The organism is Pelagibius sp. (assembly GCF_028289705.1).
Lineage (GTDB): Bacteria > Pseudomonadota > Alphaproteobacteria > Kiloniellales > Kiloniellaceae > Pelagibius.
In genome coordinates this window covers 1-20,612 of record NZ_JANQOI010000066.1, presented here as the reverse complement: position 1 = coordinate 20,612, position 20,612 = coordinate 1, and the positions used below count along the sequence as shown (strand labels likewise).

Below are 20,612 nucleotides of genomic sequence, written 5' to 3'. Positions count from 1 at the left end.
ACCGTCCGTGACCAGTCAAGACAAGCCCCAGGGACGTAAACGCTCCGGCGCCCAGCAGGTCAACCTGCCCGACGCCAGCAACCGCCTGCGCGTGCGCGCGACCTGGATGTACTTCATCGAAGGGCGGACCCAGAGCGAGATCGCCGAGATCCTAGGGGTCGGCCGGGTCACCATCGTGCGCCTGCTGGCCGATGCCCGCCGCCGCCGCGAGGTGCAGATCGCCATCAAGGCACCGCTGGTGGAGATCACCGAGGTCGAGCGGGAACTAGAAAGCCGCTTCGGCATCGAGCAGGCCATCGTCGCGCCGATCTCCAACGATGAGCAGGACCGCTCCCCGGTCATCGCCGCCGCCGCCGGCGCCTTCATCTCCCAGGCCATGCGCTCCGACATGACCGTCGGCGTCGGCTGGGGGCGTACGCTCTATTCGGCCCTGCCCTACATCAGCGGGCGCACCCTGGAGAACTTCCGCGTGGTCTCCCTGCTCGGCGGCATCTCCCAGGCGCGCCGCTTCAACCCGGCGGAATTCGCCTGGCAGTTCAACGAGCTGTTCCAGGGGGAGGGCTATCTGGTGCCGGCCCCCGCCCTGGTGGACAGCCCGGAGACCAAGCACGCGCTCCTCGAACGCTGCGGCATCGCCCAGGTCTTCGAGATGGCCGACAGCCTCGACATCGCCCTCTTGAGCGTCGGCGGCATCTCGACCCTCACCACCTCCTATCGGGTAGGCCATCTCTCCGAGGCCGAGCGCCGCTCCCTCATCGAAGCCGGCGCGGTGGGCGACATCCTCTACAACTTCATCGACGAAGAGGGCCGGCTGGTGGACCATCCGGTGAACGAGCGGGCCATCGCGGTGGGCATCGAGCGGCTGAAACGCACGCCGCGGCGGGTTCTGATCTCCGGCGGGCCGGAAAAGATCGCCGTGCTGCGCGGCTCCATCAAGCTGCTGGAACCCACGGTCTTCATCACCGACGAAGCCACTGCCCGCAGCCTGCTGGATTAGAACTTTTGAATCACCGCGCCGTCAGGCCCACGCCGTCGACGACGCGGTCGCTGGGGTAGAGCACCACGCGGGCGCCTTCTTCCAGGCCGTCCAGGATCTGGGCCTCCAGGTCAGTGCGCCGGCCGATGGTGACGGGCTGCAGGCGCGCGCGGCCCTCATCTTCGAGGAAGACGGCCCATTCGCTTCCGCCGCCGCCCCTGCCGTTGCGGAACAGAGCGGTCAGCGGCACCTTGAGGACCGAGTCCCCCTCCCAGAGCACCACCCGCACCTCGACGCGGTAGTCGTGGCCGAGGCGCCGCCAGTCCTCGAAGGGATCGGTGATGTCGATGATCACGTTGACCCGCTGTTCCTCGATCCCCAGGGCGGAGACCTTGGTGAAGCCCGTCGGCTCGATCCGGCGCACCCGGCCGTTGAGGTCGGCCGGCCCGCCCCAATCCTCGATGATCACCCGCTGGCCGGCTTCCACCTTCACCGCGTCCTCGGAGAGCAAGTCGACGACGATCTCCAGGTCGCGGGGGTCACCGATGTCGATCAGGGGCTGACCGGACTGCACGACGCCCTCGCTCTCCTGATGGATACGCAGGATGGTCCCGCTGACCGGGGCGGTCAGCACCACGCAGTCGCAATCCTGGAAGTCGCGCTGGGTGGTGGCGGGGGAAACCAGTTCGGCGCGGGCCTGGGTCAGCTCCCAATCGCGCATGCGCAAGGCGGCCTCGGCCGTGTCCAACGCCGCATTCTTGGTGCGGAAGACCCGTTCGGCATCGTCCAGCGCCCGCTCGGAAATGGTGGCGCTGACGATCAGGCGGCGCGCCCGCTCCAGCTCCGCGGCGGCGAAGTCCAGCTCCGCCTCCGCCATCTCCACCTCCGCCGCCGCCAGGCTGCGCGCCGCCAGGGCCGCTTCCACGGCGGCCTCGGCCTGGGCCTCGCTGCGCACGTCCAGGAAGGTGGGGTCGATGGGCTCGATCTGCGCCACCTCGGTTTCGTCGGCGGTCAGCAGATCGCCCACGTCCTGCTCGATGCGCCGCATGTATCCGGTGACCGGCGCCGAGAGAACGAAGACGTCGCGCACCCGGGTCTCGCCCTCTTCGCCCACGGTCACCACCAGCGGCCCCGGCTGCGCGACGACGAAGTCCACGGAAACGGGCCGCGGCCAGAAGGCATAGGCCAGGCCCGCAGCCAGCAGGAGCCCGAGGCTGCCCCAGAGTACGAGACGGCGTCCGACAACGTTCACGACGATGGTTCCCTTCTGCTCATTCGCGGGTCTTCAGGACAGCAATCAAATCCAACCGGTCGAGCCGCCGGCGCACCAGCAACCCCGAGATCCCGGCAGCCAGCAGCACGATGACCACCGCCAAACCATAGGTCGCCGGCTCGATCACCAGGGGTATGCGGTAAAGCTCCGTCACGAAGGCCGAGGTGATCAGCCAAGTGAGGCCGAGGCCGGTGAGACAGCCCAACGGCAGGCCGACGAGCACGGTAAGGCCGACCTCGCCCAAGAGAATGTAGGAGATCTCCCAGCGCGAGAACCCCAGCACCCGCAGGGTCGCCAGTTCGCGGCCACGCTCCGACAGGGCGATACGCGCGGTGTTGTAGGCAACCCCGAAGGCGAGACTGCAGCCGAAGGCGACGAAGAAGGAGACGAAGATCATCAGCGTGCGTGCCAGGGTCTCGTGAAAGGTGTCAACGGCGGCCCGCCGGACCATCACCGCGGCGACCTTGGGCGTCTCCTTCAGCTCGGCGAAGAGCGCGGCCTGTTCGGCCTCGTCGACCAGAAGATCGAGGTAGGCGACCCGCCGCGGCTCCAGAAGCAGGCGGTTCAGGGCCGCGAGATCCATGTAGGCGGGCATGCCGATATAGGTGTCGAAGAGGGCGGTCACCGGCACCGCCAGGTTCGGGCGCCGGCCCTCCAGGATCTCCACCCAGACTTTGTCGCCCGGCTCGACCCCCAGCTTCTCCGCCAGCATGGTGGAAAGCACCAGACCGCTGGGCGGCACCGGCACCACCCGTCCGGCGCTGTCGTAGGCCGGCTGCAGCCGCGCATCGGGCAGAATGCCGTTCAGCGCGCCGCGGTGGCGGCGGGTGCCGGCGCGGAAGACCGCGGTGACGATGCGCTGCGGTTCGACGGCGAGCACCCCGGGCAGGTTCTCGAACTCCCGCAGCACGCTCTCCTGTTCCGCATCCACCAGTCCCACCATGATGTCCTGATGCTGCGCCTGGAAGAAATTCACCTCCACCATGTGATCGATGGAGTCGAGCCACTGCAGGGAGGAGATCATCACCGCCACCGCCATGGCGATCCCCGCAGAGGTCAGGAAGGCCCGCAGGGGCCAGCGCACGAGCTGGCGCAGGATCATGCGGCTCGGCTGGTCGAGCAGGCCCGAGAGGCGGCCGTCGGAGAGGCCGCCTTTGCGAAAACTCGGCGGTGCCGGCGGGCGCATGGCCTCGGCCGGCGCCAGCGCCACCGCGCCGCGCACCGCCCCGGCCGCGCCGATCAGCGCGGCGAGAAGACTGACCACCGCGGCGATAACGAAGGGTCCCGGGCCCGGCCGGTAGAGCAGGAAGGGAAAGCGGAACTGCTCGGCGTAGACCTGGGTATTGAACTGGCCGAGGCCGTAGCCGACCGCCCAGCCCAGCAGGACCCCCAGCCCCGCCATTACCATCACCATCTTGGCGTAGTGCCAGCCCACCGCCAGGTTGCTGTAACCGAAGGCCTTCAGCAGGCCAATCTCGGTGCGCTCCATCGCAATCAGGCGGGCGAGGACCATGTTGGTGAGGAAGCCCGCCACTGCCAGGAATATGGTGGGCAGAATGCGCGACATGCTGCGCAACTGTTCCAGCTCGTTCATGATGAACCAGTTGGAGACCTGATCCTTGCGCGCATAGGCGCCGACGCCGCCATAGTCCTCCAGCAGGCCGTCGAGCCGCTCGATGACCACGTTGGGATCGCTGCCGCGCAGCAGGGAGAGGACGAGGTTGTTGAAGGAGTCCTCCAGGTCGTAGGCGGCGGCCAGGGCCTCCCGCCCCATCCAGAACGGCCCGAAGCGTTCGTCGTCGGGCATCAGCGCGCCGGGGCCGATGGAGTAGACGAACTCCGGCGAGAGGGCGATGCCGACGATCTGCAGGCTGCGCTTGTTGCCCTTGAGAACCGCCTCGAAGCTGTCGCCCGGTTTCAGACCGTAAGCTTCGGCGAAGGGTTCGCCGATGATCACCTCGTCGACCCGGTCCGGCGCGATCCAGCGCCCACTGCGCAGCGCCAGGCGGTTGAGTACCGGCTGGCCGCGCTCGGGGAGGGAGACAAACTGGCCGATGATCGGCTCGCCGAAACCCTCGACGTCGATGATGGCGAACTCGACGATACGAGTCTCCACGGCCTGCACGCCAGGCAACTGGGCGACCTTGGCCTCCAGCACACGGGGCGCGCGCTTCACCTCGGCGAAGACTTCGGCGAAGCGATAGCGCTCGTAGTAGGCGGCGGCGGTTTCGCGCAACGCTTCCAGCGAGCTCAGGGACATGATCAGCACACCGACGCCGGAGGCGACGATGAAGGCGATGGCGACGACCTGGCCGCGCAGCCGCCAGAGATCGCGCCGGAGCTTGCGGTCGAGTGCCGACATGGCCGGCCTACCAGTCCATCTCACCGGCCCGGCGCTTGTCGGGGTTGACGCGGGTCTCGGCAATGTGGCCGTCGGCGAAGCTGATGATGCGGTCGGCCATCTCGGCGATGACGGCATTGTGGGTGATCAGCGCGGTGGTCGTGCCCAGCTCCTCGTTCACCCGCTGAATTGCTTCCAGCACGATGATGCCGCTCTTGCTGTCCAGAGCGCCGGTGGGTTCGTCGCAGAGCAGGATCCGCGGCTGCTTGGCGATGGCGCGGGCGATGGCGACGCGCTGCTGCTCGCCGCCGGAAAGCTGCGCCGGAAAGTGATCGAGGCGTTCGCCGAGGCCGACCATGCGCAAGGCCTCGTCGGGGGCGATGGGCTGCGGGGCGATTTCCGTGACCAGCGCCACGTTCTCGCGCGCCGTCAGGCTGGGGATGAGGTTGTAGAACTGAAAGACGAAGCCGACGTTGTCGCGGCGAAAGCGGGTCATCGCCGATTCGTCGAAGGCGGTCAGCTCGGCCCCGTCGAAGAAGACCTGGCCGGCGGTCGGCCGGTCGAGGCCGCCGAGGATGTTCAGCAGGGTGGACTTGCCGCTGCCCGAAGGTCCCAGCAGCACCACCAGTTCGGACTGGTAGAGCGTCAGATCGACACCGCGAAGGGCCTGCACCTCGACCTCACCCGTCCGGTAGGTCTTGGTCAGTCCCTTTGCAGTGATGGACGGCCGCGGGGCAGCGGCCGCGGAGTCCTCGAATGGTCGCGCACTCATGGCGCTCCTCAGGTCCCCTGGGGCTCATTTCCGCGGCTGTGTGCGAAGAATAGGAGCAGGCGGCCAATCGGGCCTTGATCCAGATCATCAAGACGAAACCCCACGCCGGAACAAAGCCACTCTTGCGCAAACAGCCGAAGGGCGCCAATTGACGGATAGCCGCCGGCTTGCCGATCATGGCTTGTGATGAGCCGGCTTACGCAGGGGCGCGGGATGACACACAAGGTTTCGCAGGACCACGGACCTCTGCGCCCGACAGCGCTGCTCGGGCTGCTGCTCGCCCTGCTTCTGGGGGGCTGCGTGTCGGCGCAAAGCTGGGAAGCGACGCGGCTGCTGGAAGACATCGACGTGGGCGCGCGCCCCTCGGACCTCAAGGCCGAAACGCCGGTCCCCGTCCGTACGACCCTGCGCTACGAGGTGGCGGGGCGCCCCGGCCTCGCCGATCTCTACGATCCGCGCCAGCCCATCGGGGCCGCGCTGGTGCTGGTGCCCGGCTTCACCCGTGAGGGGAAGAACGATCCGCGGGTGGTGAACCTGGCCCGCAGCCTGGCCCGGGCCCGCTTCCTGGTTCTGGTGCCCGACGTGGCCGGGTCCCGCCAGTTTCGGGTGCGCCTGGACGACGCGCGAACCATCGCCGACGCGGTGACCTATCTCGGCCGCCAGGAGCCAAAAGCGGCGAACCAGGAGGTCGGCGTGGTGGCGATCTCCTACGCCGTCGGGCTGGCGGTCCTGGCCGGCCTGGAGGTCGAAACGGATCTCGTTCCCGATTTCCTGGTCGGCATCGGCGGCTACTACGCCAGTGAAGCCATCATCACCTTCGCCACCACGGGGAAGTATCGCCCGGCCGACGGCGGCGCCTGGCGAAGCGGCAAGCCCCTGGACGCGGCGAAGTGGGTCTTCCTGGCCAGCAACGCCGCGGTGCTCGGCGACGCGGCGGAGCGCCGCAGGCTGCAGGAAATCGGGGAGCGCTGTATCCGCGGCTGCGATGCCACCGCCGAAGCCCTCGCAGAAGGCCTGGGGCCCGAGGGGCGGTCGCTCCTGGCGTTGATCACCAACGAGGACCCGGAGCGGGTTCCGGCCCTGCTGGCGGCCTTGCCAGCGACGGTCCGCAAACAACTGGACCAACTCTCTCTTCAAGACCGCGACCTCTCCCGCCTTGAAGGGCGACTGATCCTCATTCACGGCCGACTGGACTCGATGATTCCCTACACCGAGAGCCAGGCGCTCGCCACCGCGGTGCCGGACAGCGAGATCTTCGTCATCGACGGCTTCTCCCACATCACGCCGCGCGACGTGGGTTGGATCGGACAGCTCCAGCTCATCGATGCGGCGCTTGCGGTGCTGAAACGCCGACGCTGAGTCGGCAACACCGCCTCGCGAAACGGCAACAGGCACGCAGACGCACAACCTTCCTGCCGCAGGTTGCGCCAGATCAAGGCCCCCTTTCGCAAAGCGCGCGATAAAGGGGGCAAGAGGCCAACCGGACAATGCCGCACAATCGCACCCGCCCCAGAGAACGACCCTGCCGTGCCACGACACGGCCGTCGGAGCGCGTCTGCTTACAAAGGCCCGAGGCGCGGATCGGGCGGCGTTGGCAAAGCTGCGGACAAGTCCCCAGCACGGGAAACTTGCACCATGGAACGTATTGTCATCGTCTCAAACCGGGTCCCCTCGGGTTCCTCTGACGCCGCGGCCGGCGGCTTGGCGGTCGCCCTGAAGGCCGCATTGGGGGAACGCGAGGGAATTTGGTTTGGATGGGACGGTAAGATCGGAAAGAACACAAGCAGGTCAGCTCAAGTGAAGCGCAGCGGCGCCCTTACCTTTGCCACTCTGTCGCTTTCGAAACCGGAGTTTCGCGGCTACTACGAGGAGTTTTCGAACCGCGCGCTGTGGCCGGTGTTTCACGGCCGTCTCGACCTCTGCCGCCCGGACGGCGGGTCGTTTCAGACCTACAAAGACGTCAATCTGCGGTTCGCCCGGGCGCTTACCGAGTTGTTGCAGAAAGATGACAGGATCTGGGTCCAGGACTATCACCTCATCCCTCTGGGCAGGGCGCTGAGACGCCTCGGGGTCGACGGTCCTCTCGGGTTCTTCCTGCATATCCCCTTTCCTCAGGCCGAGAGCCTCGCTGCCCTTCCGTCGCTCAAGGAGCTGCTTGCGGATCTCTGCGCCTATGACCTGGTCGGCTTCCAGACCCAGGCCTGCGCTGAGAACTTTCGCGATGCGGTGGCCCGCACCCTCGGCGGCTGCCTGCAGAGCGACGGCAGCCTTACGGTCGGCGACCAGGTCGTCAACGTCGGTGCTTTTCCCGTCGGCCTCGACACCCGGGCTTTCGCGGAGATGGCCGCGTCGCCGGAGGTGATTCGCCGCTCGCGAAAGCTGCGCGACGCCATGGGCGAGGGCAACTGGATCTGCGGTGTCGACCGGCTCGACTACATCAAGGGGATCGCCGAGCGTCTGCGCGCCTTCGAGAACCTTCTGCAACAGGCTCCGGAGCTGCGTGGCAGGCTTTCCCTCATTCAGGTCGCCGCGCCGTCACGGGAGTCGGTGACGGAATACCGTGCGATGCGCGACCAGCTCGACAGTCTCTCCGGGCGCATCAACGGCCGCTTCGGGACCTTCGACTGGACACCGGTCCACTACCTGAACAGGACCTTCAGCCAAAAACCCCTGGCCGCCCTGTACCGCGCCAGCCGCATCGGCCTGGTGACCCCCCTGCGCGACGGCATGAACTTGGTCGCAAAGGAATTTATCGCGGCCCAGGACCCGGAGGACCCAGGGGTTCTTGTGCTCTCGCGCTTTGCCGGCGCTGCCGAGGAACTGTCGGATGCCCTGCTGGTCAATCCCTTCGACCAGGCCGCCATGGTGGAGGCGATCAAGACGGCGCTGGCGATGCCCCTGAAGGAGCGGCAGCAGCGCTGGCGGCGGATGTTCGAGCGCATCGAACAGAACACCGCGGAATCCTGGCGCAACGGGTTCCTCGAAGCCTTGGAGGCCGCTTGGGAAGACAGGGGCGAGGCGCGTGCCGAACGGGCCGCCTGACGGGCCCGGCGTGACGTCTTGATCGGAGAAGAAGGATCGACTTACGGGTCTAACGAGAGAGCAGCGAGGGGGATTCAATGACTGGGAATGCGGTGGACCGGAGCGATTCGGCCGCAACCGGACCGGCTGCCACGCCTGAAACACCCCCCTCGGTCAACCTCGCCAGCCTTGAGGCGGTTCTGATGGACCTCGACGGGGTGGTCACCGAAACCGCGGAGGTGCACGCCAAATCCTGGAAGGCGATGTTCGACGAGTACCTGCGGGCGCGGGCGGCGCGCCTGAGCGGCACCTTTGTGCCCTTCGACATCGGCCGCGACTACCGGCGCTACGTCGACGGCAAGCCGCGGTTCGACGGCGTCGCCAGCTTTCTGCAGTCGCGCGGCATCTCGTTGCCGCTCGGCAACGACCGGGACCCGCCGGACAAGGAAACCATCCACGGCCTGGGCAACCGCAAGAACCAGTTGTTCCTGAAGGCCATCCGCCGCAACGGAGTGACCACCTATCCCTCCTCCGTCGACTTCATTCGCCGAGTCCGGGAGCAGGGTCTGCGGGTCGCCGTGGTCACCTCCAGCCGCAACGGCCGGGAGGTGCTGGCGGCGGCCGGCATCGAAGATCTCTTCGATGCGCGGGTGGACGGTCTGGTGGCGCGCGAATGCTGGCTCGACGGCAAGCCGGCACCAGATACCTACCTGGAAGCGGCGCGGCGTCTGGGCACGAAACCGCAGATGTCCGCCGTGGTGGAGGACGCGGTCTCCGGCGTTCAGGCCGGCAGGGCCGGCCGCTTCGGACTGGTCATCGGCGTCAGCCGCGGCGGCGAACCGCAGTTGCTCCGCAGATACGGCGCCGATATCGTCGTCTCGGACCTCGGCGACCTCACGCTCGACAAGGCAATGGAAGAAAACGAAGAAGCGATCCCGCCCCTCGCATTCGACAGCCTGGAAGAGATCCGTACCCGCATCGGGCAGCGGCGGATCGCCGTCTTCCTGGACTACGACGGCACGCTGACGCCGATTGTCGAGCGCCCGGATCTGGCAGTTCTCTCCGAGAGCATGCGCGACACCCTGGCAGAGCTCGCACGCCAGACCACGGTGGTCGTGGTCAGCGGCCGCGAGCGGGGCAACGTGGAGGCTCTGGTCGGCTTGAAGGAGATCGTCTACGCGGGCTGTCACGGTTTCGACATCGCCGGGCCGGAGGGAACCGCGATCCAGCACGAGGAAGGCAAGGACTACCTGCCGCTGATCCAGGAGGTGGCCGCCGACCTTCACCGCCAGCTCGATTCCATCGAGGGCGTGATCATCGAGAACAAGACCTACGCCATCGCCGTTCACTTCCGCCTGGTCCGCCCCGAGGCCGTCGCCGAGGTCGAGCAGACCGTGGACCGGACGATTGCTGAACACCCGCGGCTGCGCAAGACCGGCGGCAAGAAGGTCTTTGAGCTTCGCCCCAAGATTCCCTGGGACAAGGGAAAGGCGGTCCTGTGGCTGCTCGACGCCCTGGATCTGAACCAGGCCGAGGTGCTGCCGATCTACCTGGGCGACGACGTGACGGATTTCGACGCCTTCCGGGCGCTACGCGGCCGCGGCCTCTCCCTGCTCGTCGCCGAGGAGGCAGAGGCCAGCTCTGCCGACTATCGCCTCCGCGATCCGGCGGAGGCCGGCAGGTTTCTGAACGAACTGGCGAGGCTGCTTGAAGAAAGGCCGGGCGCAGAAAGGTTGGACGATGAATGACTGGTGCTTGCGCTACGAGGGTTACGATCCGCAACAGATCGGCCTGCGCGAAACCCTCTGCACCCTGGGCAACGGCTACTTCACCACCCGGGGCGCCGCAACCGATGCCCAGGCCGACGCCGTGCACTATCCCGGCAGCTACTTGGCCGGCGGCTACAACCGGCTGACGACGGAGATTGCCGGGCGCAAGCTCGAGAACGAAGACCTTGTCAACATTCCCAACTGGCTGCCCCTGGCGATCCGCGTGGACGACGGCCCCTGGCTGAAGCCCGACGCGGTGACCTACCTCGACTATCGCCAGGAGCTGGCGTTGAAGGAGGGGCTGTTGCGCCGCTTCCTGCGCCTGCAGGACGCCGAGGGCCGGATCACCCGCTGGGAGGAGCGGCGTTTTGTCTCCATGGACAACCCGCACCTGGCGGCCATCGAAATGCGCCTGACGCCGGAGAACTGGTCCGGCCGCCTCACGGTGCGGTCCGCCCTGGACGGCAGTGTCATCAACGCCGGCGTGCCGCGCTATCGACAGCTCAACAGCCGCCATCTGGAGCCGGTGGAGACCCGGGCGGTCGACGACGACATGATCTTCCTGCGCAGCCGCATGGTGCAAAGCCGGCGGGAGATCGTCGAAGCCGCGCGGACGCAGATCTTCGACGGCCCGGTGCCGCTCTCCGCCGAACAGCGGGTGGAGCAGCGCGCCGATTTCATTGCCCAGGACGTGACCCTGGATGCGCAAGAAGGCCGCGAGATCCGGGTCGAAAAGGTGGTCGCGCTCTACACCAGCCACGACGCGGCGATCTCCGAACCCGGCCTGGCCGCGCTCAACGAGCTGGGTCACGCGGGAACCTTCGAGCCCCTCTGCGAGGCGCACCGCGTCGCCTGGAAGCACCTTTGGGAAGACTGCGGCATCGAGATCGAGACCGACGCCGATTCCCAGGTGGAAATGAAGCTGCGCCTGCACATCTTTCACCTGCTGCAAACGGTCTCCATCCACTCCACCGACCTGGATGTCGGCGTGCCGCCGCGCGGTTGGCATGGGGAGGCCTACCGCGGCAAGATCATGTGGGACGAGCTGTTCATCTTTCCCTTCCTCACCCTGCGCAAGCCGGTGCTGACCCGCGCGCTGCTGCGCTACCGCCATCGCCGCCTCGGCGAGGCGCGCCGGGCGGCCCAGGAAGCCGGTTTTCGCGGCGCCATGTTTCCCTGGCAGAGCGGCAGCGACGGCCGCGAGGAATGCCAGCGGGTGCATCTGAACCCGCTGTCGGGAAACTGGATCCCCGACAACACCCATCGCCAGCGCCACATCAACGCCGCCGTCGCCTACAACGTCTGGCAATACTACGAGGTGACCGAGGACCGCGAATTCCTCTACGAGTACGGCGCCGAACTGATGCTGGAGATCGCGCGCTTCTGGGCCTCGATCACCAGCTACGACGAGGCGGAAGACCGCTACATGATCCGCGGCGTGATGGGTCCGGATGAGTTCCACACCGCCTATCCCGGCAAGGACCCGGTGACCGAGGGCGGCCTGGACAACAACGCCTATACCAACGTCATGGTGTCCTGGCTGCTGACCCGCACCCTGGACGCCCTCGACCTGCTGCCGGACACGCGGCGGCGCGAGCTCTGCGACAAGCTCGGCCTCGGCGAGGAGGAACTGCAGTATTGGGACGACATCAGCCGCAACCTCTTCATTCCCTTCGACGGCGACGGCGTCATCAGCCAGTTCCAGGGCTATGAGGACCTCAAGGAGTTCGATTGGGAGGGCTACCGCCGGAAGTACGGCCAGATCGAGCGGCTCGACCGCATCCTCGACCAGGAAGGCGCGGACCCCAACGACTACAAGGTCTCAAAGCAGGCCGACGTGCTGATGCTGTTCTTCCTCTTCTCGACCGAGGAGCTGACGGAGATCTTCGCGCGCCTGGGCTACGACTTCACCCCGGACATGATCTTCAGCACCATCCACTACCACATGCAGCGCACCTCCCACGGCTCGACCCTGAGCTGGGTCACCCATGCCTGGGTTATGGCGCGGGCCGACCGCAAACGCTCCTGGGAGCTGTTCAATCTGGCGCTCAACAGCGACATCGCCGATCTGCAGGGCGGCACCACGGCCGAGGGTATTCACCTCGGCGCCATGGCCGGCACCATCGACCTCATGCAGCGCTGCTACATCGGCATCGAACCGCGCACCAACGTGCTCACCTTCAATCCGCGGCTGCCCGACGAGCTGACCAGCCTCAAGACCACGGTGCGCTACCGCGGCCAGACCCTGGATCTGGAGGTGACCCAGGAGACGCTCTCGGTCACCAGCCGCTCGGTGACGGCCCATCCGATCACCATCGCCTACCGCGGGCGCACGCGAGACATCAGCCCCGGCCAGCGCTACGCGTTCCGGCTCTTCCCGCAGGCCAAGCGCGACCGCAGCGTGAAGCAGCGCGACCGCGCCGAGCTGCAGCGCCAATGCCGCCCGCGCCGCCAACCGCCGGACCCGGCGCAGCCCGAGTCCAGGCCAGGGTCCGACTGAGGCCCGGCGCTAGCAGGCTACAGTTCAATCACGGCTGCCAGTATGCGCTTCCAAACCCGCTGACCTTTGAGGTAGACCTTGTCGAGCATCGCGTCGTCCCGCTGGCTAGCCAGCAACCGGTAAAGGTGCACTCGGACCAAGTTCCGCTATGAATGGGCTTGCGATCAGGTGGGCTGTTCCGTAGTCGACAGCCGCGGGTTGAATGCCTGAGCCGAGCGCATCCGCCACGGGCATAGTCTGCGAATAAGTGAGGACCAATGTTCCCGGCTTTCCCTGATCTGGGACGGCCTTCACGCGAGTTATGCCTACGTAGAACAGCCGGCGTTGTTCCTCAATATCAGCCTGCCTCTCTACGTCAGTCATGGCCTGGTTTGCTTGGCGCGGCAGAAGGCCTTGAACGCAACCACAAACAAAGGTCACTGGCGAACTTAAACCCTTGCTCTTGTGTAGACTCATGATTCGAACATCCTCTATCTCTGTCGGTATCTCGGGCTTTGTGATTGCATCCGAAAGTTCAGATAGGAACTCGTCTCGATTTTCCTCGCCGAGCTCATCCAAGACCTGCAAAGCAAGTGCACGGAGGTCTCTCACTCCCCCTTCATCTTCCGGAAAGAGATGATCGATAACAGCTGCGAGCCCTTCTAAGTCTTCGAGCATCTGAATCTCACTTTGAACCTCATGAAATACCTCGACTAGGCGATTTGTGTGCGGTATCACAAGTACACCGGCACCTAGGCGTTCTAATGCTGTCCAAGGAGTGACATCGTTTTCTTCGCAGTGGTCACGAAATCGCCTGTAGCTGCCAGACAACCATGTTGCGCTCCCTCGACCTAGCAGCCAACGTAGAGCTACTCTGTCCTCTCGGTCTACGAACAGTTTTAGGATTGCGTAACGACGCTGGGCGTCTTCAACATCCAACTCAGATTCCGCGTAGTAAGATTTTACTGGTACGCCTCGGGCGACGAGCGCCTCATACAAAGGTGTACCTATTGCCTTGCGTTGCGCAAGCACAAGGATGTCACCGGGTGGAGTACCGGTTCCGACCATTTCAGCGATGGTGTTTACCACGCCAGCAACTTCAGCGGAGAGGGTGGCGAACTGAACAATACGAACATCGCCGGACCCATTTTCGTCGCGGGGCGTAAGCGGGCGCGGGACAGGGCGATTCACATTGTGGCCGATTAGGTGAGTGGCCATCTCGGTAACATCGGTTGGACATCGGCGACACTCCGTTAAGGAAAGGTCGTCAGCTTGCTCTCTATTGGCAATCCAGTCTCGGATGCCATCAGGGTGAGCGTGCTTGAATCCGTAAATTGACTGGTCGTCATCTCCTACAATGCAAACTTCGGCATCTGTCGATAGCAGCTCGATGACTCCTTGTTCCGCTTTGTTCAGGTCTTGGTACTCGTCCACGAGGATATGAGAATACTCTGCACGCTCCTGCGCTGCTGGGTTAGTTCTAAGGTAGCGGTACAGATGTGGGATCACCTCGCCAATTAGCATCGCGCGATGAAACGTCAGCCACGACAACAAATCGTTCGCGAAATCACGATCTTGTTCCGACTGAACGTATCCTGGTTGTTCATGTTGCAGTCGAGCCCATGCAGCCTCGAAAGCCTTGATAAACTTCTTGACCTCTATAACCCCACCATGAGCATCCTTAAGATCAGCAATAAGGGGCTTGATCTCGAAGTCATTCAGCGGACGCGGATTTCGTCCGGTCGCAGCAAGCACGTGGTTACGACTGAGCATTCGAAACGCGAGGCTATGAAGGGTAGTACCTTCAATCTCCTCGCATCCGATGACCCCCATGCCAACAAGCTCGCGGTGAAGGTCTTCAGCGGCGACGCGTGTAAAAGTTACCGGCAGAATTAGTCTCGGGTCGATGCCGTCCTCCAATAACCGACCTACGCGCCTCTTCATAGCAAACGACTTCCCTGTTCCCGGTCCCGCAACAACCCTTATTTGTGAGTTTTGTGACGATGCGACCTGATATGCAGGTGAGGCTGGATCGAGACCATCGGACCAAGTCATGAGTCTAAGCTCCAATCTATCAGCGTTGTTCCGTCTCCCGATGACGTTCGCTATCTATAGCGTTCCGATAATGGGGTTACTATAGTTGCGTTGGTCGAAATTTTTTCTCCGTTGCTGTTCATGACAACACTCTCAGACTGGATTTTAGGGTAGGCGCAAAATGGAGACTGGCACGTATCGGCGGAGTTGAGCTTGCTACGCTCATCCGGGCAATAGTTGTAGCCCCACCGTCTATTCCTGGGCTGTCAGCCCAAAACTCACTGTTGGCGGGCCACACTATGAGTCTCAGATTTATTTCGTCTCGCAGTATTAGCCATTTTGTTTAATTTGCTTGCATAATGCTATGCACTGGATGAACGTCTCTCAACGTTTGCTGGTAAGTTGAAATGTCGGAAACTAGCCGCAGTAGGCTTATTGAGCCAATATTTGAGCTGCTTTCTAGGCAAGACGCGAAGTTAAGCGACAAAGCCCTTCAGTCTCTAAACTTAGCGGCCTATGACGTAAAGGATTTTGAATACCGAGATTTGTATGACGATAGTCTCTTCACAGGAGTCCTTCGGTCCCATGGTGCGGCTACGGGTTTGTTTGAGTCCTTAGATGTCGACCCTCTTGTGATTATTGAGGATGCCCACGCTCCCCTAACTGAGCAGTCAGAATATCGAAGGAACTATGCTCGTACTCGCGAGCGCACCAAGAAAATGCGTCGGCACCGAAGACCAATTCGCGAAACACCTGATAGACCGCATGTCCTGGATGGTTTGACTGGCAAGGTCAAGAGCGACGATTTGTTGTTGGCAAGCATACAGAGACCAGCAGTTTGGCGCGCAATTCGCGATAATGGAATCTCCGTCAACAAAGTCCGCCGTCACATCAAACATTTGGGCATTATTGAACCGGATATAGAAGCACAGAAGTTTGTATTGGGGATTGAGGGTAATCGCTTCACATTTGAATTATTCGACATTGCATCAGGTGTAAAACTGTATGAAAGAACTAACACAGGTGATCTCGTCATTCCCTCTCGAGTTAGTTTCGTAAATCCAAGGCAGTACCAGTTAGAGAAGGAAGTCGCCGAATTTGAATGGCTGATAAACAAACATGATGTATCTGAGTACGATATTCAGAGATTTCTTGAAGATCATCCGCATTTTCTCTTAGGAATTGAATATAAACAGTTGCACAGTCAACTAACGCTGGTCCGCGGGGATCGCGAGGATTTGCGACCGGACTTTTTTCTTGAGAAACTGGATGGAGATTTCTGTGACATCGTAGAATTGAAACTGCCTCGTTCAAAGTTGGTTGTAGGTAAGCCAAACCGTCGCACGTTTAGCTCTGGTGTGATTTCTGCGTTGGGCCAGCTTCGTGAATACCGCAACTATTTTGATGATCCAGCGCACCGAAAGGCGTTCCATAACACATATGGATTAACGGCATACAAGCCACGCATTCAGGTGGTGATCGGTCGGAAATCAGATTTCTTAGACCCCTATGAGAGACAAGCCCTCCAAGAAGAAGTATCTCATCTGGAAATCCTTACATTTGACGACATCTTGGAGCGGGTAAGAAATCAACTTAGATTAACACTATGATTGATTGTAACGCAGAATTTGCTTCTCAAGGTTTTAACTCACCCTGAGGAGCCGCGAGGTGGCGTCTCGAAGGGTGGTGCGCGTTCGCGAGGCCGCTCTTCGACAGCCCGCTACCGCTTCCAGGTTTCGTCCGGAGGCGGGCCCCAGTCGTGGAGCATGCAGGAGTAGACAGCGGTCTCCTCGAAGGGATAGCGCGCCTCCATCTCCGGCGTCAGCTCGATGCCGAGGCCCGGCGCCGTCGGCCGTAAGAGCCGCCCACCTTCGATGCGTGCACGCTCGCCCATCATCTCGGCGCCAAGCGGGAAAGCGAGCATGGGGTACTCCACCAGGTTGCCGCCGCCGGCAAAGGCGGCGTGGTAGCTCGCCATAATGGCCGCCGCCCCGCCCCAGGCATGGACGACGACGCCGACGCCCGCCGGGGCGGCTGCGGCAAAGATGTCCATCACCGCGCCGATGCCGCCGATCACCGAGGCGTCGGGCTGGACGAAGTCGTAGACCTCGGCCTCGAGGCGGCCGATCATCTCCTTCGGCGTGGTGATGATCTCGCCGCCGCAGACCGGCACTTCGATGCGCGACCGCAGTTCGCGGAAGCCCTCCGGGCAGTCGGGGCCGATGGCTTCTTCGAGGAAGGCCATGCGCTGACCGGTTTCGCGGTGGACCGCCTCGACGAAAGCGACCACGTCGTCGACGGATTGCGGCGGGTCGGCGAGGTTCTGGCACATGTCGACACCCACCTCGATGCCGCGCTTTGCCGCCTCCTCCAACACCCAGGCGGTGCGGTGGATGTCGCCCTTCACGGAGCGGATCTTGTAGAGCTCGATCCCCAGGGATTGCAGCAGGTCGAATTCGCGCTCGAACTGATCCCTGGCATCGCAGCAACCGCCGCTGCCGTAGATCTTGATCGAGTCCGCCTCGGCGCCGCCCAGCAGCTCCCAGAGCGGCACGCCCAGGGACTTGGCCTTGGCGTCCTGCAGGGCGATCTCGAACGCGCTGATGACGTGACGCGCCGCGCCCTGCAGGGACCAGTAGTCGCAGAGGCTGCGCAGGTCGCGCACCCGCCTGTCGATCTCGAAGGCTTCCCGCCCCTCGACGTAGGGCCGGCAGAGGTCGACGATGGCCTTGAAGACCAGCGGCGCGAAGACGGCGAGGTAGCCTTCACCGAGACCGGTGACGCCGTTGTCCAGGGTCACCTCCACCATGCCGATGGTGCGCTTGGGGCCGTTGGGAAAGCACTCCTTGATCTCCGGATCGTCGGCATCGGCATAGGGCGAACTCAGCAGCAGGCAGCGCACCTTGGTGATCGTCGGCATCAGTAGCCCCTTGCCCAGTTGACGGTTCCGGCCAGCGCCTCGCCGCGGCGGTAACGGGCGAGATTGTCCGCGAAGACCTCTATCTTGCGGTCCACCTCGTCGCGCGAACCGCCGCCGCTGTGCTGGGTGAGGATCAGGTTCGGAGAGGTCCAGAAGCGGTGGTCCGGCGGCAAGGGCTCCTCCAGGGTCACGTCGATCACCGCGCCGCCCAGGCGGCCGGCGGCAAGCGCATCGGCCAGGGCCGCTTCGTCCAGCGCCGAGCCGCGGCCGAAGTTCAGGAACAGGGCATCGGCGGCCAGCAGCGCAAGGCGTTCGCGGCTGAACACGCCCCGGGTTGCCGGCGTGTCGGGAACCGTGCTCACCACGATGTCGGCGCTCTTCAAGGCCAGATCGAGGGTTTCGTTGCGCCAGGCACTGCCGAAGGAGACGACGACGCAGCCGAAGGGGGCGAGCAGCTCCTCCAGCCGGCGGTTGATGGCGCCGTAGCCGAACAGCACCACTGCCGCGCCCTTGAGGGTGCGCAGTCCCGGGCGCAGGGCATCGCCCTGCCAGTCCCCCGCGCCCTGCAGCACCACCATGCGGTCGAGGCCGCGGTAGAGCGCGAGAATGCCGGCCAGGGCGGACTCCGCCACCGGCTCGGCGAAGAAGCCGGCGAGGTTGGTGAGGGTCAGCCGCTGTCCCAGTTCGCCCCAGTTCTGATCGGCGTACTCCCCGAAGCCGACGGACTCCAGTTGCATCCAGCGCAGGGCCGGGGCCTCTGCCAGCCAGGCGGGGGGCAGGTTGCCGAAGGCCACTTCGCAACCTGCCAAGGCGGGTTCGATTTCCGCGTCCGGATCGAAGCAACCGTGCAGGTGCAGGCTGTCATCGCCGGCAATCGCCTGCAGCCGGGCGGCCTGCGCTTCGGTCAAGGCGCCGGATACGAAGATCTCCATCGCCCGCTCAGGACCGCGTCCGGCGCACCGAGATGTGCCAAGGGATCAGCAGCCGTTCGGCCAGGGTGACACAGCCGAAGAGCGCCAGGCCCAGAAGGGTCAGGAAGAAGATCCCGGCGAAGGCCAGGTCCGGGCGCATGTTGCCGGTGACGATCTGGATGTAGAAGCCGAGGCCTTCGTCGGAGCCGATGAACTCGGCGATGGCCGCGCCCACGGTGGCGTTGATGGCGGCGTACTTGAAGCCGACGAAGCACTGGGGCATGGCCGCCGGCAGGCGGATCTTGAAAAAGGTGCGAATGGCCCCCGCACCGGTGGAGCGGCTGAAGCGGCTCAGCTCCTCGCTCAGCGAATTGAAGGCGAGGATGGCGTTCAGCACGATGGGAAAGAAGCAGACCAGGAAAACGATGATCACCTTCGGCAGCAGGCCGAAGCCGAGCCAGGAGATGAACAGCGGCGCGAAGGCGATCTTCGGCACCATCTCGATGCAGACAATGAAGGGGTAGAGGGTGCGCCGCAGGATCGTGGAAAAAGCGATGGCGAGACCCAGCGGCAGGGCCAGGATCACGGCGATGACGTAGCCGAGTACGGTTTCGAGGCCGGTGACGTAGGTGTAGTAGATCAGCCGGTCGAGGTCGGCCCAGCCCTTTTCGACGATCACCGACGGTGGGGTCAGGATAAACCGCGGGATGTCGAAAAGGACAATGGACCATTCCCAAAACAGAAAGAAGCCGATGAAAAAGGCGATGAACATCCAGGACTGGATCAGCCTCGCCTGCAGGCGCGCCAGCACGCCCATGGTCTCAGATGACGCCATAGCCTCGGAAAATCTCCTGGGTGTCGCGCACGTAGCCGACGAACTCCGGTGAGTTCTTCACATCGAAGTCGCGGGGAAAGGGCAGGTCGATGGGAATGACGGTGTCGATGGTGCCCGGCCGCGGCGTGATCACCGCGACCCGGGTGGAAAGCTGGATCGCTTCCTCTATGGAGTGGGTGACGAAGATCACCGTCGGACGTTCCTGCATCCAGAGGCTCTGCAGGTCGCTGCGGATGCGCTCGCGGGTCATGGCATCGAGCTTGCCGAGGGGCTCGTCCAGCAGCATGGTCTGCGGCCCGTGGATCATCGCCTGGCAGAAGGCGGCGCGCTGCTGCATGCCGCCGGAAAGCTCGTAGGGAAAGCGCTCGGCGAAGTCTTCCAGGTGCACCGAGCGCAGGATCGCGTCGACGGCCTCCTTGCGGCTTGCCGGTTGGATGCCGCGCATCTCAAGCTGCAGCTCCACATTGCCGCGCACCGTGCGCCAGGGCACCAGGGTGTTGTCCTGGAACATGATGCCGATGTCGGTCTGCGGGCCGGTGACCTCCCGCCCCGCCAGGGTGATCCGGCCCTCGCTGGGCTCCAGCAGGCCGGCGATCATCAGCATCAGGGTGGACTTGCCGCAGCCCGAGGGCCCGAGGAGGGAGACGAACTCCCCCTCCGCGATGGCCTGATCGACAGGCCCGAAGGCATGGACGGCCGCGGCGCCGGATCCGAAGACCTTCTTGACGCCGGACAACTCGATAAGTGGATTCATATCCGTTCTGACTGTCCGCTTGCCGGAGGCGGCGGCCCGCCTCCGGCTTGCGCGGGCGGGACGCCTACTTGACGAAGTCGTTGGTATAGAATGACGCCGGGTCCGCCTTGGGGTCCAGGTCGTTGTAGGTCTTCATCAGGTTCACCATGCCCTCCCAGTCGGAGGCCACGTTGAGCCCGAGCTGCTTGGCACTGTTGGCACCGGAGTAAAGCAGGCTGAGGGTGACGTCGAGCACCGCCCGCGCCTGGGCCTTGCCCTGATCCTCGGCCATGGTGCCGCCGACGATGTCGGCCATGGAATCGACTGCCGCGTCGGGGTTCTTCTCGGCCTCGGTGTAGGCCTTGACGGTCGCCTGCACGAAGCGTTTCACCAGATCCGGGTTCTCCTTGATGGTGTCGGCGTGCACCGAGATGCAATAGCCCACCTGATGGACGCCGTAGTCGGAGTAGGGGAAGATCACCGGCTCGTCGCCACCGTTGGCCTTGATCTCCGAAGGCTTGCCGTCGGTATCCTCGGCGGGATCGACG

15 protein-coding genes are annotated in these 20,612 nt (G+C 64.1%); 6 read left to right on the top strand and 9 right to left on the bottom strand.

All coding sequences use genetic code 11. The features are described from left to right. Positions 1 to 7: 7 nt before the first annotated feature. A complete protein-coding gene (locus Q0996_RS07985; protein ID WP_322096661.1) occupies positions 8 to 997 on the top strand; it encodes a sugar-binding transcriptional regulator in 990 nt (329 codons plus the stop codon). Between the two features lie 10 nt (positions 998 to 1,007). On the opposite strand, the gene Q0996_RS07980 is transcribed toward Q0996_RS07985, so the two are convergent. Genes Q0996_RS07980 through Q0996_RS07970 form a run of 3 tightly spaced genes read right to left on the bottom strand, consistent with a single transcriptional unit; the run spans position 1,008 to position 5,362 of the window. Continuing rightward, entirely contained in the window at positions 1,008 to 2,228 is a 1,221-nt protein-coding gene (locus tag Q0996_RS07980; protein WP_299617447.1) for an efflux RND transporter periplasmic adaptor subunit, read from the bottom strand. 19 nt (positions 2,229 to 2,247) lie between these two features. Continuing rightward, on the bottom strand, positions 2,248 to 4,611 hold the full coding sequence (locus Q0996_RS07975) for an ABC transporter permease (protein WP_299617445.1): 2,364 nt from the start codon (positions 4,609 to 4,611) through the stop codon (positions 2,248 to 2,250). Between the two features lie 7 nt (positions 4,612 to 4,618). Continuing rightward, positions 4,619 to 5,362, bottom strand: a complete 744-nt coding sequence (locus Q0996_RS07970) for an ABC transporter ATP-binding protein (RefSeq protein WP_299617444.1) — start codon at positions 5,360 to 5,362, stop codon at positions 4,619 to 4,621. A 213-nt stretch (positions 5,363 to 5,575) separates the two neighbouring features. On the opposite strand from Q0996_RS07970, the gene Q0996_RS07965 reads away from it, so the two are divergent. The 4 genes from Q0996_RS07965 (at position 5,576) to Q0996_RS07950 (ending at position 12,652) form a co-directional block, all read left to right on the top strand. Next, positions 5,576 to 6,721, top strand: a complete 1,146-nt coding sequence (locus Q0996_RS07965) for an alpha/beta fold hydrolase (protein ID WP_299617442.1) — start codon at positions 5,576 to 5,578, stop codon at positions 6,719 to 6,721. 276 nt (positions 6,722 to 6,997) lie between these two features. Further along, positions 6,998 to 8,404: a trehalose-6-phosphate synthase gene (locus Q0996_RS07960; RefSeq protein ID WP_299617440.1), complete on the top strand. Its 1,407-nt coding sequence runs from the start codon at positions 6,998 to 7,000 to the stop codon at positions 8,402 to 8,404. Positions 8,405 to 8,481: 77 nt separating this feature from the next. Beyond that, positions 8,482 to 10,131 carry a trehalose-phosphatase gene (otsB, locus tag Q0996_RS07955; protein WP_299617438.1) on the top strand — a complete coding sequence of 550 codons (1,650 nt, stop codon included), beginning with the start codon at positions 8,482 to 8,484 and terminating at the stop codon, positions 10,129 to 10,131. Beyond that, positions 10,124 to 12,652, top strand: a complete 2,529-nt coding sequence (locus Q0996_RS07950) for a glycoside hydrolase family 65 protein (RefSeq protein WP_299617436.1) — start codon at positions 10,124 to 10,126, stop codon at positions 12,650 to 12,652. The genes otsB and Q0996_RS07950 overlap by 8 nt, the downstream gene beginning before the upstream one ends. A gap of 105 nt (positions 12,653 to 12,757) precedes the next feature. Here the strand turns inward: Q0996_RS07950 and Q0996_RS07945 are convergent, their stop codons facing one another. Continuing rightward, positions 12,758 to 14,686, bottom strand: coding sequence for an ATP-dependent helicase (locus Q0996_RS07945; protein ID WP_299617434.1), 1,929 nt, complete (start codon positions 14,684 to 14,686; stop codon positions 12,758 to 12,760). 386 nt (positions 14,687 to 15,072) lie between these two features. Here Q0996_RS07945 and Q0996_RS07940 point away from each other — a divergent pair, with 386 nt between their 5' ends. Beyond that, positions 15,073 to 16,275: a Shedu anti-phage system protein SduA domain-containing protein gene (locus Q0996_RS07940; RefSeq protein ID WP_299617432.1), complete on the top strand. Its 1,203-nt coding sequence runs from the start codon at positions 15,073 to 15,075 to the stop codon at positions 16,273 to 16,275. 110 nt (positions 16,276 to 16,385) lie between these two features. Here Q0996_RS07940 and Q0996_RS07935 read toward each other — a convergent pair whose 3' ends face one another. The 5 genes from Q0996_RS07935 to Q0996_RS07915 form a co-directional block, all read right to left on the bottom strand. Next, positions 16,386 to 17,585 carry a mandelate racemase/muconate lactonizing enzyme family protein gene (locus Q0996_RS07935; RefSeq protein ID WP_299617430.1) on the bottom strand — a complete coding sequence of 400 codons (1,200 nt, stop codon included), beginning with the start codon at positions 17,583 to 17,585 and terminating at the stop codon, positions 16,386 to 16,388. After that, the gene (locus Q0996_RS07930) at positions 17,585 to 18,517 is read right to left on the bottom strand and encodes an NAD(P)-dependent oxidoreductase (RefSeq protein WP_299617428.1); all 933 of its coding nucleotides are present in this window, start codon (positions 18,515 to 18,517) and stop codon (positions 17,585 to 17,587) included. Before Q0996_RS07930 ends, Q0996_RS07935 begins: the two co-directional genes overlap by 1 nt. Positions 18,518 to 18,524: 7 nt before the next feature. Beyond that, positions 18,525 to 19,331, bottom strand: a complete 807-nt coding sequence (locus Q0996_RS07925; protein ID WP_299617426.1) for an ABC transporter permease — start codon at positions 19,329 to 19,331, stop codon at positions 18,525 to 18,527. Next, positions 19,318 to 20,085 carry an ABC transporter ATP-binding protein gene (locus Q0996_RS07920; RefSeq protein ID WP_299617424.1) on the bottom strand — a complete coding sequence of 256 codons (768 nt, stop codon included), beginning with the start codon at positions 20,083 to 20,085 and terminating at the stop codon, positions 19,318 to 19,320. The genes Q0996_RS07925 and Q0996_RS07920 overlap by 14 nt, the downstream gene beginning before the upstream one ends. Positions 20,086 to 20,149: 64 nt before the next feature. After that, on the bottom strand, positions 20,150 to 20,612 hold a 463-nt coding region (locus Q0996_RS07915; RefSeq protein ID WP_299617422.1), incomplete at its 5' end, for an ABC transporter substrate-binding protein.

What these genes read in the sequence shown, in the direction of transcription:
- Q0996_RS07975 (WP_299617445.1), bottom strand. Translation starts at nt 4,611, where the DNA reads ATGTCGGCACTCGACCGCAAGCTCCGGCGCGATCTCTGGCGGCTGCGC.
- Q0996_RS07970 (WP_299617444.1), bottom strand. Translation starts at nt 5,362, where the DNA reads ATGAGTGCGCGACCATTCGAGGACTCCGCGGCCGCTGCCCCGCGGCCG.
- Q0996_RS07965 (WP_299617442.1), top strand. Translation starts at nt 5,576, where the DNA reads ATGACACACAAGGTTTCGCAGGACCACGGACCTCTGCGCCCGACAGCG.
- Q0996_RS07960 (WP_299617440.1), top strand. Translation starts at nt 6,998, where the DNA reads ATGGAACGTATTGTCATCGTCTCAAACCGGGTCCCCTCGGGTTCCTCT.
- otsB (WP_299617438.1), top strand. Translation starts at nt 8,482, where the DNA reads ATGACTGGGAATGCGGTGGACCGGAGCGATTCGGCCGCAACCGGACCG.
- Q0996_RS07950 (WP_299617436.1), top strand. Translation starts at nt 10,124, where the DNA reads ATGAATGACTGGTGCTTGCGCTACGAGGGTTACGATCCGCAACAGATC.
- Q0996_RS07945 (WP_299617434.1), bottom strand. Translation starts at nt 14,686, where the DNA reads ATGACTTGGTCCGATGGTCTCGATCCAGCCTCACCTGCATATCAGGTC.
- Q0996_RS07940 (WP_299617432.1), top strand. Translation starts at nt 15,073, where the DNA reads ATGTCGGAAACTAGCCGCAGTAGGCTTATTGAGCCAATATTTGAGCTG.
- Q0996_RS07935 (WP_299617430.1), bottom strand. Translation starts at nt 17,585, where the DNA reads ATGCCGACGATCACCAAGGTGCGCTGCCTGCTGCTGAGTTCGCCCTAT.
- Q0996_RS07930 (WP_299617428.1), bottom strand. Translation starts at nt 18,517, where the DNA reads ATGGAGATCTTCGTATCCGGCGCCTTGACCGAAGCGCAGGCCGCCCGG.
- Q0996_RS07925 (WP_299617426.1), bottom strand. Translation starts at nt 19,331, where the DNA reads ATGGCGTCATCTGAGACCATGGGCGTGCTGGCGCGCCTGCAGGCGAGG.
- Q0996_RS07920 (WP_299617424.1), bottom strand. Translation starts at nt 20,085, where the DNA reads ATGAATCCACTTATCGAGTTGTCCGGCGTCAAGAAGGTCTTCGGATCC.